Annotated in this window: 15 protein-coding genes; 6 read left to right on the top strand and 9 right to left on the bottom strand. The window is 69.6% G+C overall.

Annotated elements, in window-relative coordinates; all coding sequences use genetic code 11:
• Nucleotides 1-86 precede the first annotated feature (86 nt).
• Nucleotides 87-794, bottom strand: coding sequence for a prepilin peptidase (locus tag ACFY30_RS34235; RefSeq protein WP_390849090.1), 708 nt, complete (start codon nucleotides 792-794; stop codon nucleotides 87-89).
• 178 nt (nucleotides 795-972) lie between these two features.
• Here ACFY30_RS34235 and ACFY30_RS34230 point away from each other — a divergent pair, with 178 nt between their 5' ends.
• Both ACFY30_RS34230 and ACFY30_RS34225 read left to right on the top strand, forming a co-directional pair.
• Nucleotides 973-1779 (top strand): hypothetical protein, encoded by an 807-nt coding sequence (locus ACFY30_RS34230; protein WP_390849031.1) that lies wholly within the window; start codon nucleotides 973-975, stop codon nucleotides 1777-1779.
• A 118-nt stretch (nucleotides 1780-1897) separates the two neighbouring features.
• Nucleotides 1898-2086 carry a hypothetical protein gene (locus tag ACFY30_RS34225; RefSeq protein WP_390849030.1) on the top strand — a complete coding sequence of 63 codons (189 nt, stop codon included), beginning with the start codon at nucleotides 1898-1900 and terminating at the stop codon, nucleotides 2084-2086.
• A 51-nt stretch (nucleotides 2087-2137) separates the two neighbouring features.
• On the opposite strand, the gene ACFY30_RS34220 is transcribed toward ACFY30_RS34225, so the two are convergent.
• Together ACFY30_RS34220 and ACFY30_RS34215 are read right to left on the bottom strand one after the other, a co-directional pair.
• Nucleotides 2138-2512: a fic family toxin-antitoxin system, toxin component gene (locus ACFY30_RS34220; protein ID WP_390849029.1), complete on the bottom strand. Its 375-nt coding sequence runs from the start codon at nucleotides 2510-2512 to the stop codon at nucleotides 2138-2140.
• A gap of 16 nt (nucleotides 2513-2528) precedes the next feature.
• Nucleotides 2529-2762, bottom strand: a complete 234-nt coding sequence (locus ACFY30_RS34215) for a hypothetical protein (protein WP_366016033.1) — start codon at nucleotides 2760-2762, stop codon at nucleotides 2529-2531.
• A 398-nt stretch (nucleotides 2763-3160) separates the two neighbouring features.
• On the opposite strand from ACFY30_RS34215, the gene ACFY30_RS34210 reads away from it, so the two are divergent.
• Nucleotides 3161-3289, top strand: a complete 129-nt coding sequence (locus ACFY30_RS34210; RefSeq protein ID WP_275297652.1) for a hypothetical protein — start codon at nucleotides 3161-3163, stop codon at nucleotides 3287-3289.
• 644 nt (nucleotides 3290-3933) lie between these two features.
• Here the strand turns inward: ACFY30_RS34210 and ACFY30_RS34205 are convergent.
• The gene (locus ACFY30_RS34205; protein ID WP_390849028.1) at nucleotides 3934-4182 is read right to left on the bottom strand and encodes a hypothetical protein; all 249 of its coding nucleotides are present in this window, start codon (nucleotides 4180-4182) and stop codon (nucleotides 3934-3936) included.
• A gap of 163 nt (nucleotides 4183-4345) precedes the next feature.
• Between ACFY30_RS34205 and ACFY30_RS34200 the strand changes: the two genes are divergently transcribed.
• From ACFY30_RS34200 to ACFY30_RS34190, 3 genes are all read left to right on the top strand, one after another.
• Complete coding sequence (locus ACFY30_RS34200; protein WP_390849027.1) at nucleotides 4346-5983, top strand: integrase; 1638 nt, start codon at nucleotides 4346-4348, stop codon at nucleotides 5981-5983.
• A 98-nt stretch (nucleotides 5984-6081) separates the two neighbouring features.
• Nucleotides 6082-6516 carry a hypothetical protein gene (locus tag ACFY30_RS34195; protein WP_390849026.1) on the top strand — a complete coding sequence of 145 codons (435 nt, stop codon included), beginning with the start codon at nucleotides 6082-6084 and terminating at the stop codon, nucleotides 6514-6516.
• Nucleotides 6517-6740: 224 nt separating this feature from the next.
• Nucleotides 6741-7379: a hypothetical protein gene (locus ACFY30_RS34190; RefSeq protein ID WP_390849025.1), complete on the top strand. Its 639-nt coding sequence runs from the start codon at nucleotides 6741-6743 to the stop codon at nucleotides 7377-7379.
• Nucleotides 7380-7556: 177 nt separating this feature from the next.
• Here ACFY30_RS34190 and ACFY30_RS34185 read toward each other — a convergent pair whose 3' ends face one another.
• The 5 genes from ACFY30_RS34185 to ACFY30_RS34165 all read right to left on the bottom strand — a co-directional run bounded on the left by ACFY30_RS34185 (nucleotide 7557) and on the right by ACFY30_RS34165 (nucleotide 12190).
• Nucleotides 7557-8768 carry a hypothetical protein gene (locus ACFY30_RS34185; RefSeq protein WP_390849024.1) on the bottom strand — a complete coding sequence of 404 codons (1212 nt, stop codon included), beginning with the start codon at nucleotides 8766-8768 and terminating at the stop codon, nucleotides 7557-7559.
• Nucleotides 8769-8826: 58 nt separating this feature from the next.
• The gene (locus ACFY30_RS34180) at nucleotides 8827-9681 is read right to left on the bottom strand and encodes a hypothetical protein (protein ID WP_390849023.1); all 855 of its coding nucleotides are present in this window, start codon (nucleotides 9679-9681) and stop codon (nucleotides 8827-8829) included.
• A complete protein-coding gene (locus tag ACFY30_RS34175; protein WP_390849022.1) occupies nucleotides 9662-10486 on the bottom strand; it encodes a DUF6919 domain-containing protein in 825 nt (274 codons plus the stop codon). Before ACFY30_RS34175 ends, ACFY30_RS34180 begins: the two co-directional genes overlap by 20 nt.
• A complete protein-coding gene (locus ACFY30_RS34170) occupies nucleotides 10483-11253 on the bottom strand; it encodes a hypothetical protein (RefSeq protein WP_390849021.1) in 771 nt (256 codons plus the stop codon). The genes ACFY30_RS34175 and ACFY30_RS34170 overlap by 4 nt, the downstream gene beginning before the upstream one ends.
• Nucleotides 11254-11377: 124 nt before the next feature.
• Entirely contained in the window at nucleotides 11378-12190 is an 813-nt protein-coding gene (locus tag ACFY30_RS34165; RefSeq protein WP_390849020.1) for a hypothetical protein, read from the bottom strand.
• Nucleotides 12191-12390 lie beyond the last annotated feature (200 nt).

The raw sequence follows: 12390 nt of genomic DNA, 5'->3' as shown, positions 1-12390 counted from the left end.
ATCCCAGGCTAGCCAGCACGAAGCTGGCCAGGTGCGTCATCAGCACAGCCACCGGCCCAGCGTCCTCTCCGACCCGGCGGCCGGGTTCAAGGGGCGTAGGAGCCCAGGAGCACGCCGGCGAACGCCCCGGCGAGAAGAAAGGGACCGAACGGGATCCTGCTGTCCCGGCCTGCCCGGCCTGCGAGCATGAGGGCGATGCCGTACAGCGCGCCGAGCAGGTACCCGGCGAACGTCCCGACCAGGACGATGGCCCAGCCGTACCAGCCCAGGACCGCGCCCAGGACGAGGGCAAGTTTCACATCGCCGAACCCGAAGCCCCTGCTGATGAGGAAGAGCACGAAGTAGCAGGCCCCCAGAATCAGGGAGCCGAGCAGCGCGGACGTCCAGCTGCCGCCGGCACCGGACAGCAACGCGGCGACACCGAGCAGCACGAGCGCCGCCGCGGCAAGTGGCAGAGTGAGCACGTCGGGCAGCCGGTGCGCCGCCAAGTCGACGACGGCGAGCAATACGCCCACCGGGGCGAGCAGCAGCCAGACCACCAACTCAGGGCGGGCCCCGGTCGCGGCCGCCAGTACAGCGCAGGCCACGGCTGAGACGGCGGCGATGAGGGGAGCGCTGGGACCGTAGGAGTCGCCATCGGTGCACTGGGCCCGCCCCAGCCAACCGCCGGCGATCCCGGCAAGGGGATGTCCGGCAGGACACGTTGTCCGCCACGGCTCCTCGGGCGGCACGGAGAGCCGGTACGCGACGCGCGGTATGAGCAGGCCTGCGCCCGCACCCCACAGGACGGCCATGACGATGATCCAGAACGTCTCCACCGGACGGAGCCTAAGCTCCGCTTCGTGTGCGCGTGGGTCCGGCCGGCCTCGCATGGGACAGAGCGTGGAGCCCGATACGTAAATGCCGGGCACTGTGCCGAGTCCAGGCCCCACAATCGGCGCAGCACGCGAACCACCAGGAAGGCGCCGCACGATGGACGAACTGCGTTTCGACGCGCCCGTCGGGACCGTGGCCATCGGTCACCGGGACAACAGCCTGATGCTCCTCAAGGAGCTCGGCGCGCACAGCCTGCGCCTGCAACTGGAGGTGAAAACCCCGGCGGCCGCCGAGGCCGGGCGCGTGCTGATACTGGACACCGTCTTGTGGGCGCCGTTCGACAACGGGCAGCGGGGCATGCTCGGCACCGCCACGGCCACCGTCGCATTCCGCCCCGACTCCGTCGAGCGCCCGGAGCTGCGCTACATGCTCACCAGCACACAGGTACGGGCCCTGGACGAACACCGCTCCGGCGACCTCCGCCTGGAGATCGAGGTCCGAGCCACCCTGCCCCAGGCGAGCTCCTACCCGGGTGCCTCGGCGACGCTGCACATCTCCGTCGCCGAGAGCCGCTGGCGCCAGCAGATCGAGGGCCTCGGTCCGTCCCTCGCCGTCGAGATGTCCGTGCCCTTCCCCGCGGACGATGAACAGCGCCAGGAAGCCGTCGGCTACCTGCGGGAGGCACAGCGCCGACTGCGGGACGACGACATCGACGGCGCCATGCTCGAAGCGCGTCGCGCGCTGGAGTACATCAAGGGCAACAGCGGCTGGTCCTGGCCCGGGAACAAGCCGGCCCGTGAACGCACCCCGGAAGAACGCTGGGCGTGGATCCGGGCCGCCCTCGAGGACCAAGCGAGCGGCGCACTGCACAAGGACGCCGTCACCAAGACGTTCACCTACAGCCGCACCCAGGCGGAGACGATGATCGCCATGGCGGCCGCGCTGCTACGGCTGCTCGACTGACCACTCCCGAGCCCTGTGGAGGTGATCCCCTGAGGCTCAGGGTCGCGGCCTCGGTCAGCGGCCCGTAATGGGGACGAGAGCGGAGGCATTGTCAGTGCCGACGATGATGATGGGGCGCATGACGATCACGATGCAGAACTTCGCGCTCACCTGGACCGACCCGGACGGCATCCCGCGCTCCTCCGCCGTCGCCTACGACAAGCCGAGCGCCGGCAGACGCAAGCAGGAACTCGAAGACGCTGGCTGCAGCGACATACAGATCGTCGAGACCGAGCCAGGTCAGCTGCCCGAACCGGCGGCGGCATGACTCCTGCCCCCGGGCGGAGATCTCAACGTCTCTCCTGGACCGAGCCTGGGTTCAGGCTCGCTCGGTCCACTCTTTGAGCGTGTCGGCGAGGGCCCGTATGTCCACGTCCCCGGCCGTCACCTGCTCGGCTAGGTCAGCCGCCTCCTTGGCGGTGAACCGTACCGTCCTGCCGCTGGCGTGCAGGTAGCCGGCCGCGACGGTGATGCCGAACAGGGCGTTGCTGTGCTCCAGCGCCGGGACGCGGCACAGCGAGTGGAACAGCGCGGCGGCGCGGTGGTGGGGCTGGTCGTAGATGAGGTCGTCCATCACGCGGAAGCAGTGCCGGGCGCGGGCGGCCTCCAGGGCTCCCCAGTCCGTCACGTCCGGGTCGCCGAGCTGGGTGCGGGCAAGCTCCAGCAGCCACGGAAGATCAATGGTCAGGTCCACTGCGGCAGGTCCGCCCTCACGCAGCGGTAGCGCTGGGCCCGGGCTGCGGGCCGAACCGGCTGGCGAACTCCTCGCGCATTCCCGGCGTGGCCAGGAACTCGGCGCAGCCCTGAAGGAACCGCGCCTTGTTCAGGCCGTCGGCCAGGACGCGGCTGGCGTACACATCCGGATCCTCGTGCCGCTGGTGCGCCTCGCGCTTCAGCTGCTCGTACTGCTCGTCATCAATCTCGATGCGGATTTCCCTGGCCATGCCCCCACGGTAGCCGGACCCGGTCGCTGACGGGGAGGGATGAGCGGAGTGCTCTCCCATGACGAATGAGTCCGCGACGGCGGCCGCGGCGGTCCCGGCAACCGTCTCGTCTGCCGACCGCGGTCGGATGCGGGAAGTACAGCCCGATCCCACCGCAGCGGGCGGGTGTGCTATAAGCCGGCGGACAGTCGTGCTACGGCTTTCCGCCCCTCACTCAGCCGTCAACGCAAGGCGAGCGACTTGCACTTGAGGTGACGTCTACTGTCGGCAGCCCCAGTAGTATGAATCCCGCCTCACCAGACCCTCCCTTGAACTCCGCGTTGGGGGAAGCGAGTTCACAGACCACCGGGACCCGGACCGCGGGTGCCGGACGGAGGGAAAGGTGAGGTGGTGGTGCGATGTCCGACCTGGACAAGCACGGCAGGAAGAAGTGGACCGGCCCTGAGAAGTGGCAGGTCATCCTGTCCGCGCTGAGCTTCGGGGTGGCGGCCATCGCCCTGGTGGGACAGTTCGCTCAGTACTTCTGAGTGCCCACCCGAGGACCCGGTCGGACCGGCAGCTGCATGCAGCGAGCCCGGTCGGCATCTACTCGACCGGGCTCGTCAACTGCGTGAAGGCCTAGTTCTGGTTCCCGCCGGAGCTAGGCCCTTCGTGCTTACACCCCTTCCGGGGCGAGACTTCATCGAGCTCTAGTTACTTCTAGTCTGCTCGACTTAGCTCGTACGACAATCTCTCACGTCATCGGATTCGATGCCAACATCCGCGATCGTTGTCGGAGTACCTTCTCGCTACGTCCTCCGTACGTTCTCACCGCAGTCTCGCAACACTCTGGCTTCGCGTGGAAACCATCTCTGTGAGCCGTTGGGTGTTCTCCGGTATCCGCCGATCTTGTCGTCGAGGGTGTTCCTTGCCCTGAGATCCGTCTCGAGTAAGTACGTCCGCGATTACTTCGACGTTCGCCGGCGCCGTATCGGTCACGCCGAAGGAGATCTGGGACGTCTGGATGCCGTGTCCGTACCCCGCCGACTTCACGACTCGGCTCAAGACTTCCGCGCGATCACCGTTGAGAACGGGAGAAGCGGCCACTCACATCAGTCGCTCCGCAAGTCCGCTCCGTACGTCGCCCCTCGGATGAGGCTGAGGGGCCGCTCAGCGATCAGGGGTGAGGTACCTAGTCACGCGGTTGACCGCGCTGCTGGAACTCGTGTAGGTCCCGGCTGCTCATGGGTGCAGGGTCAGGCCACGATCCCCGGCTGGCGTCGGCTGCGGAAGTGTCCTGGGTGGCAAAGACCTCGGTGAGCAGCGGGATGCGGTCGCGGGCTTCACTGAGGGCCTTGAGGAATGGCTTACCGGCGGCCGCCTCGGCGCGGGCATCCTCGCCCGGCTCGAAGGGCGGCACCTGGGGTCCGGTCTGATCCACGCGAGGGACGATACAGCGGGCCCCGCCCCTGCCGGCCGCGTTCGGGCAAGAAGAAAGGGGCAGCGGCCGTTAGACGGCGGGTGCCCCTTTAAGTCTGCAAGGATCGTACCACGTGATCGTCGCCTCGCGCGTGGTACAAGATCCCCTCGGCTAAGGTGCTGCGATGGCCTCCGCTCCCGCGTCTGATCCCTACGCCCGGCACGTCCTGGCTCGCATGTCGGATTTCTTCACCGACGAAGGCACGCCGTGGGCGCGCCGCCTGTGGGACATAGGTTCGGTGCTGGCCCTTGAGGAACTGTTGGAGGCCGGCTACTGGCAGGCCCACGGGGTGCTCTCGCAGGCCGCGTGCGACTGGCAGCGCATCCAGCTCAACGCTCTGATCGGCCCCGATCGGGGCCTCGGAGACCGGGACCTGCGAAGGGAGCTCACCGGTCTGCTGAAGAACGCGCTGCCGGATCCCAGTCCTGAGCGCCGCCGCCTCAAGGAGATCATCGGGCGGGTCCGGGGCGGATATCTGGAGCGGTGGGCGGCGGCGGTCAACGTCCCGGTTGAGGATCGTGTCAAACCGGAGAGGTTCTCCCGCACGGTGGCCTCTCACCTTCTCGACCTGGGCTACAGCGCCAGTCACCTCAAGACCTGGGCGAAAGATCTCTACGATGCGCGCGCCACGACGGCGGATATAGCGGACAGTGCCGCCGCGCTCGCGCGGACGCCGGCCCGCGCGTACGAGGTGCTGGTGGCGCTGGAGAAGGTGCCGCGGCGGGATCTCGCCGAGCCGCTGGAGCATTGGTACGACAAGGGCAAGGTCGTCGCCTGGCTGCGCGAGCATGGCCATGACACCGCGGGCGTCCGGCCCGGAGGCGGCTTCGTCTACCGGTTCACGGCGCTGGACGCCTTCAGCGCGGCCGAGCAGGCCCGGCAGATGGTGGAGCGGATGACCGCTCGCTCTCTCTTCTTGCGCAAGGACCGTGGAGGGGTGGAGCCCCTCCCCTATATCTGGGTCGCCGGGCACCCGCGGGCTATCCCGCTCGATCCCCCGGCGCGGGGCGCTGACGTCCTGACGCTGGTCAACGAGGGGCACCTCTACCAGGTCGCCGGAACCCGCAGCCGGATCGACGACGCCCTGGAGCTCGCGGCCGCGGTCAACCGCGGCCCGATGGCCCCGGCCGTCGCCGGTGCCTGGGCTGCCGTCGAGTCTCTGCTGACGCACCCGGACGACCCCAAGGGGGAGAACGAGCGGTCCGGGAAAGCCGTGGCGGCTGACCGCATGGCGGCCATCATCGCCTGCTCGTGGCCCCGGGCCGAGCTCACTGCCCTCGCGCACCGGCACAAGCCCCGCTCCCAGGACGATCTCGGCCGGAGTATCGCGGCTTGCAGCACGAACCAGGAGCGTGCCCGTCTTGTCGCGGACGCGTTGCTCGCGGGCGGCGCCTCCGCTCTGGACTTCACTCGGGCTGCCACGAAGTACAGCGACCGGCCCGCGGCCCAGCGCATGGCCGACCTGGTCCACGACCCCCGCCCGGTGCTGGGCGACGTCACTGGCGCCTTCCGTATCGCGCTGCGCAGGCTGTACCGCACCAGGAACATCATCTTGCACGGCGGTGCCACCCAGGGCGTTGCTCTGGAGGCCTCGCTGCGTACCGCTGCACCGCTGGTCGGTGCGGGCCTGGACCGCATCGTGCACGCCGCTTATGCCGAAGACCTCGTCCCGCTCGACCTCGCGGCGCGGGCCGAAGTAGCCCTGCGGCTCGTCAACGGGGAAACCGGGCTCTCCGTGGTCGACCTCCTGGAACCCGCCTGACGGCAGCGCCTGAGCCGCTGCTCGGCGAGTCACCTCTTGGAGCGAGCCGTCCCCTCGTACGACTGCCTGGGACGCCGACGCGGTTCTACGATGCCGAGATGGCTTCCTACGCGAAGGACCCTCGCTGCACCGCCATGGCCGAGGCCCTCGTCCCGTTGCTGCGCCGTGCCTGTCCCGAGGGCGCCGGCGGCTACGGAGGCTCGTACCAGGTGAATCTGGACGATGAGGAGGCCGTCGGTCTGGGCGGGGTGGAACTGATCAGGGCCGCGATGCGCAAGGCAGCCCGTCAGCTCGGCTGGAAGGTCACCACGGTCGGGATGATCGGGACTCGCTTCGGCACGACTGTCGCCGTCCAGGACACCCGGGACGTTCCCGAGGAGTACCGGCCGATAGTCGACGCGGCGATGGAGAAGCGTATGAGTGCCGCGCTGGCCAGGGTGTGGGGTGAGCCGGGCGAGGCGCCGGTCCAGCGCGGCTCGGTCGCCCTGATGACGCAGGAGTTCCGCGCGGCTGTCGCCGCGGCGAACGCCTGACCCGACACGTCCCGCAGGCCTTGCAGATTCCGGCCGGCGCGACGTCTGGCACACACGGTCTCCTCGGGCGAAGGTGAGCCGATGATGTACGGATGGCCTACATAGCTCCCCCCTCGTGGCCGCCACCGGATGGGTGGCCGCCACCGTCCGACGACTGGACACCGCCGACGGGTTGGAGGCCGGACGCGCGCCGACCCGTCCGTATTCCGCCTGACGGACACGGTGTGCTGCTGCCCGGGCCGCCCGACGCTGAGGGGCCCTCCTCGCTCGAACCACCGGCCGACGTCGCGGATGCACGCGACTGCGTCGTGGTACGGATGCTGGCCCTGTGGGCGCGATCCGTCCAGCGTGACGCGCACAGCTACTACCAGGCCGCGAGCAAAGCCGTTTGGACGGACCGGGCGATCGACTACGGCGAGGAATGGTCACCCACTGAGGATGATCTCGCGCGGGTGCTCGAGGACGTCTGGGTCCGGGGCTACCGGCTCGTCATGTCGGCCTACCAGATGGAGCGCTGGTCGCGGGCCCACCAGCAGATCACCGGCGGCAGCGAGCAATCGGACGATCAACTGAGGATGCTGCGCAACACCATCGAGCACCTCGACGAGGCATCCTTCACTGACCTCGTCGCACAGAGGGGCCCGCTCGATCCGAAGAACAAGAGGAAGAAGTGGTCCATCGACGAGCTGCCCGGCAAGGAACTCTTCCTCGGGTTCGATGCCGGCTTTACCGAGGCCGCGTTCGGCCTGGTCAACCTGCGGGACGTGACGACGCGAGCGCGACGGTACGCCCAGCTTGATGCGCCCGACGAGCCGTCGTTCGACGACTACGTGCCCGAGTCGTACGACTCGGGAAGCGACTGAACCGCACCCTGCCGAGTACTTGAGGACGGCACGCTGCGACGAGCCTTCGGCAACTGCCGCGTTGTTCCCGGCTCGCGAGAACAAACCGGTCAACGGCCGGAGCCCCGCACGAGGCGGGGCTCCGGATGGGACGATGATCCAGTGTCCGGGGCTGTTAACGGCAGTCCCGGGCACGCTCTACTTCTGCTGGGCTGCGGCCTCGGTGTCGCGGAGTTCGTGCACCGCCCGACGGGGCACCCTGGCGCGGGTGGCGATCTCGCTGTCACTGCGGCCCCAGCCGATCGCGGCCGTGACCAGATGCAGGCGCTCCTGGCGGGTCGTCTCCAGCTTCTTGTCCACGGCGTCCGTCGAGTTCTCCAACTCGGCGATGTCGGCGCCTACGACCGCCAGCCGGTCCCAGCCTCGGTTGCGCAGCTGCTCCCGGTGAGCGGCGGCGGCCTCCCGTACTCCCAGCAGGCGCCACCCCTGTCGTGCGGCGTTCTCCTCCTCGCGGTCGGCCCAGCGGTCGAGTTCGGCGTCGGTGGAGGTGGACGTGATGTCACCGGCAGCCAGGCGGCCGTGCTCGGCGTCCCAGTCCGGGAACTCCTTGAGCGGGCGGGGGTCACCGGCCATGAGGACGCTCCGATACCAGGCTCGGACGCCCAGGACGTCGTGGCCCTTGCCGCTCCCGTCGCGGTACGGGACGCCGAAGGCCTCGTTGACCTCCGGGTGCCAGTGCTCGTTGCTCCCGAGGTACCGGGTGATCGACTCGCAGTCCTTGGCGAGTTCGTCCAGCGGCCGGCGCAGCAGGTTCGGCCGGTAGACCTGCGGGAAGCGGGCCACGATCGTGTCGTAGTCGACCAGGTCGGCGTCCGCCTCGGGCCCGGCGGCCTTCCGGTGCCGCTTGCACAGGCGCGTGATGTTGCGGCCGGCGTGGCCGGAGTCGGCGGACCAGTCGAGGTCGCCGCCGGCGTCGAACAGGCCGTCCAGCAGGGCCTGCGCGGTCGGCGTCAGCTCCTGAAGCAGCGCGTTGGCGGCGTCGACGTCGAGGTACGGGAGCTCCGCCACCCCGGAGTCGATGGTCCAGGACAGCGTCTCGGGCACCGGCTCGAACCACTGGTGCGGTCCGACGCCGGAGAAGAACGTTCCGGGGTGCCACCGCTTGTACGTCTCGCGCGGTACGTCGCTGATCGTCTTCCAGGCCGGGTTCCACGGCTCCCACTGCTCCGGGATCTCGTGGAAGCGCAGCTCACCGGTGTGGGTGTCCAGCAGCACCTGCTGGTAGTGCCCCGGGCGCCGGCCGTCGAGCGGCTGGGCCGTGATCACTTCGGTCACCGGTAAGGCGTGGACTCGCGGTGCCGCGTAGCGGGCCACCGTGACCTCCGGCACCTTCATGCCCTCGTGCGTCATCTGGTCGTCCTCTCTATCTCTTTGCGATGGGGTCGGTCGGCTGCAAGCGTGGGCCGGGTCAGTCCGTGCGGAGCATCCCGCCGGCCTTCAGCTCCTTCTTGTGGCGGTCGATCAGGCGGCGCACGCCGTCGTGGACGCCGGCCATGGAACTGCTGCGGTACACCTCGGCGGAGTACTCGATCACCCAGTTCGTGGAGTCGACGCCGGCTTCGGCGGCGGCCTCCTGGATGAGGGCGGAGGTGACGCAGACGCCGGCGAGGTGCTCATCGGCCAGTGCGGCCATGCGCTCGGCGTGGTTGTCCCAGTTCACCGCCGCTTCCCAGGCGGCGTCGTGGGCACGGGACAGCTTCAGGGTCTGCGACTTCCACCGGTTGTCCGGCGTGGTGTCGAACGCTGCGAACGTCTCCTCCATGGCGGCCTTGGCCGTCACGTAGGCGTTCCACAGCGGCGTCGCTTCCTTGGCGAGGGGGCGCAGCGCGGTCTTGAAGCGCGCGATCTGCCACTTCCTGTGAGCCTCGCGGTACTCGTCCGTCAGCTCCTGGGCAAGCTCGGGACCGAGGGTCGTGCGGTGGGCGGCGTAGATGTTGTCGCCGCTCTCCGGTTCCGGCTCCTCGCCAGTGAACGGCCTGAAGACTAACTTCCGGTCGGAGCCTTCGCGGTCCACCCGCACCAGGTGCGAGTGGTGCAGGCCGGCGAGCGGGTCGGTGGTCGTGGTGGTCACGTTCGTGTCCTCCGGAGGGGAGTTGAGGATCGTCCGGACGGTCCCCTTGGCCAGGCCGCTCGCCTCGATGATTTCGGCCTGTGACGCGCCAGCCCGGGCAGCGGCGGTGACCAGCGGGTCCCGGTCGTTCGTGAAGTCGCGCCAGGTGCGCAGCGCGGCCAGGGCCGCCTCTTTAGGGGATCGCTCTTCCATGGGTCAAAAATGTACCGGGCCATTTTTGACCCGCGATAGGTGCTGAGGGACAACTGGCCGATTTGCGCGGCAACTTGGCGCATCCGGGCGCAACGCGTCCGTGGACCGGCTGAGGAGCGGCCACAGCACCGTGTTGGCGCCCCCACTCCGGGTCAATGAGCGTGACCTGCCACGCCGCGGCGACCTCGCGTACGGCCTGGCGGTCGCAGCCGGGCAGGATCCGCCGCACCGCGCGCGGCGACACCCAGTCCCCTATCCCGGTGTTGACGCGGGAGCCCCACACGGTGACGTCGACCGCGTCCCGCTTCCCGTTCTCGTCGATGCGGCTTCCGGGCCGGTACACCCGTACGACCAGTCCGGCCCCGGCGGCCCGCGAGCACAGGGCCCGGGCAAGCGAGGGGTCCGCGACGAACGCGGTGACGAACGCCCGCTGCCGCCAGGGCCGCCCGTGGAATGCGGCGAGTTCGCCGGGCTGGGACTGGTTGGTGAGGATCCCGACGCCGTTGGCGGCCGCGAGCACGTCTGCCAACGGCAGGGTCTCCGGATCCGGGCCGCCGCGATGGCCGTTGGGGTGGAAGAGCAGCAGGCCGCGCAGCCACTGGGCCGTCAGGACCGCCACGTCCTCGAGCGTCCTCGCGCTCTGCCAGGCGCGGACTTCGCTACGGCGCCTGCGGCCGGCGTCGCGCCACCGGGCCAACAGCGCCTGCACCTCCCCCGCCATTCCGAGGTAGCGGGTGGACCTGGTGTCCTCCACCGTCCGCGCGTGGCGCGCGGCGGAGGGCACCAGGGAGATGGCCCGGCTCATGCCGCTGCCCGGATCGAGCAGACGTCGACGCTGCGGACGCCGGGGCGCAGAGCGGGCTCCTGCTCGACGTAGCCGCGCACCAGCACCTGGTCGCCGACCTTGAGCTGACGGCCGAGGGATTGCTCGGCCGCGGTGAAGCGGCTGGCGGACACCCGGGCGTGCGCGGTCTCGCCGTCGTCGCTCTCCAGCAGCAGACGTACGTGCCCGGCGAAGCGCCTCACCGCGGCGATCGTCACCGTGGCCTCGATGCGCTCGCCTGCCCGGATCCGCGACAGCGGCTTGAGGGAGGAGCCCAGGCTGTTGTGGTGCTCGACGAGCAGGTCGCCCGGCATCGGCGCGGGCTGGCGAGGATCCGGCAGGATCCTGCCGGCCCGGTAGGCTTCGGCCAGGTGGTCCAGGTGCTGGGGCCGGTAGCCGTCCGGCAGGTAGATGAGGGCGCAGGCACGGTCGAGGCGCCGGTAGAGGTCGCCCAGCTCGTCATCCGCGTCCCACATGGCCTGCCACTGCTCGCGGGTCAACTCGTTGCCGGGGATGTGCCGCAGGGGTTCGCTGGCCCGCTTGACCTCCAAGTAGCGGCGGATCGTGGCCGCGACCTCGGCACGGCTGAGGAACTCGGTCGCGAACTGGCGGGCGTGGTGCTCGTCGTACCAGGCCGGCAGGCAGTAGTCCGGGCTGGCGGCACGCCGGGTGTGCGCGAGGATCAAGGGCGTCACCGCGGTGGTGGGACGGGCCGTGGCCGGAGATGTAGTGGTGGTCGGGGTGGTCATCGCAATCGCCTCGCAGAAGCCTGGGGTCCGCCCCGGCCGGGTGGCCGGGGCGAAGGGGTTCGTGCTCGGAAGTGCTGACGGAGCTGGTGAGTTCAGTCCGGGGAGTGTGCGGACGCGTGAGGCGTCAGCCGGTCGTCCACTGGAGGTCGGAGACGGCCATGACGTCCTTGGCGCACAGGTCCCGCAGGTCGGTGGTGGACAGGCTGCGGCGCTGTGCTCCCTCCCAGACCAGTTGGGGCGAGACGGCGCCGACCAGGTGCTGCAGGGTGTTCGCGCAGAAGAGCGCCATCAGTCCGGCGTCGTCGGCGTGGCGGGCGCCGGCCTTCCTGGCGGCCGCGAGGGCCTTCGCGTACGGGCCGTCGGCCACGGGACCGGGCGTGTCCGTCACGGCGGCGGGCTGGTCGGCGGGGGCGGCGTCCGGCTCGTACCAGCGGTACATTCCGCCGCGCGCCGCACGGAAGGTGGCCTCCGTTCGGACCTCGCGCACCCACTCGGTGTCGGCGGACGGCGAGCGCTGCGCGGTGCTGGGGATGCCGTAGACGGGGACCGATCCCTCGTGGGACTTGTACTTCCCGGAGTCACGCTCCGCTTCGAGCTCTTCGGCGGTCTGGGACGGCTTCTCGCCGTGGCGGCCACGAGGGCCTCCGTTGACGATGTCACCGGCCGGGTTGACGAGGTGCCAGGCCGATTCCACGGCGGCGAGGCGCGAGACGCGGGCGCTGATGTCGAGGCTGCCGTCGGCATTGCGGTAGACGGCGACCTTGCGCCGGATGGTGGCGTCGGGGCCGTCACCGAACATCATCTCGATGAGGCTCAGGGCCCACCCTTCCAGGCGGGTGACGAGGCCCGGGCCGTTGTAGACGAAGATCAGGTCTCCGGGAGCGAGGGGGTTGGCCGGGGCTGACTGTTCGGGGCCGGCCGTTCCGTTCGTGCTCATGCGATCCCCTTTGAGGGAGGCGAATTGAGTTGGTGTGGTGCCCTGCGGAACAAGTTGCCGCTTGATCCTTAAAATCAATTATACGCTCCTATTGGTCGGCGTCAAGCCCCTCCCCCGGCCTGGCGCCCGCCTCGGGCAGCACCGCAAAAGGGCAGGCGGGAACACGGAGCACCCTGGGATCATTGAGCTGTGGTTGCACA

It is taken from the genome of Streptomyces sp. NPDC000345, assembly GCF_042898825.1.
GTDB lineage: Bacteria > Actinomycetota > Actinomycetes > Streptomycetales > Streptomycetaceae > Streptomyces.
The sequence above is the reverse complement of the archived record's forward strand: the minus strand, read 5'-3'. Positions and strand labels throughout refer to the sequence as shown.

What these genes read in the sequence shown, in the direction of transcription:
- ACFY30_RS34225 (WP_390849030.1), top strand. Translation starts at nt 1,898, where the DNA reads ATGACGATCACGATGCAGAACTTCGCGCTCACCTGGACCGACCCGGAC.
- ACFY30_RS34170 (WP_390849021.1), bottom strand. Translation starts at nt 11,253, where the DNA reads ATGACCACCCCGACCACCACTACATCTCCGGCCACGGCCCGTCCCACC.
- ACFY30_RS34215 (WP_366016033.1), bottom strand. Translation starts at nt 2,762, where the DNA reads ATGGCCAGGGAAATCCGCATCGAGATTGATGACGAGCAGTACGAGCAG.
- ACFY30_RS34180 (WP_390849023.1), bottom strand. Translation starts at nt 9,681, where the DNA reads ATGGAAGAGCGATCCCCTAAAGAGGCGGCCCTGGCCGCGCTGCGCACC.
- ACFY30_RS34175 (WP_390849022.1), bottom strand. Translation starts at nt 10,486, where the DNA reads ATGAGCCGGGCCATCTCCCTGGTGCCCTCCGCCGCGCGCCACGCGCGG.
- ACFY30_RS34230 (WP_390849031.1), top strand. Translation starts at nt 973, where the DNA reads ATGGACGAACTGCGTTTCGACGCGCCCGTCGGGACCGTGGCCATCGGT.
- ACFY30_RS34200 (WP_390849027.1), top strand. Translation starts at nt 4,346, where the DNA reads ATGGCCTCCGCTCCCGCGTCTGATCCCTACGCCCGGCACGTCCTGGCT.
- ACFY30_RS34195 (WP_390849026.1), top strand. Translation starts at nt 6,082, where the DNA reads ATGGCTTCCTACGCGAAGGACCCTCGCTGCACCGCCATGGCCGAGGCC.
- ACFY30_RS34165 (WP_390849020.1), bottom strand. Translation starts at nt 12,190, where the DNA reads ATGAGCACGAACGGAACGGCCGGCCCCGAACAGTCAGCCCCGGCCAAC.
- ACFY30_RS34210 (WP_275297652.1), top strand. Translation starts at nt 3,161, where the DNA reads ATGTCCGACCTGGACAAGCACGGCAGGAAGAAGTGGACCGGCCCTGAG.
- ACFY30_RS34235 (WP_390849090.1), bottom strand. Translation starts at nt 794, where the DNA reads ATGGCCGTCCTGTGGGGTGCGGGCGCAGGCCTGCTCATACCGCGCGTC.
- ACFY30_RS34185 (WP_390849024.1), bottom strand. Translation starts at nt 8,768, where the DNA reads ATGACGCACGAGGGCATGAAGGTGCCGGAGGTCACGGTGGCCCGCTAC.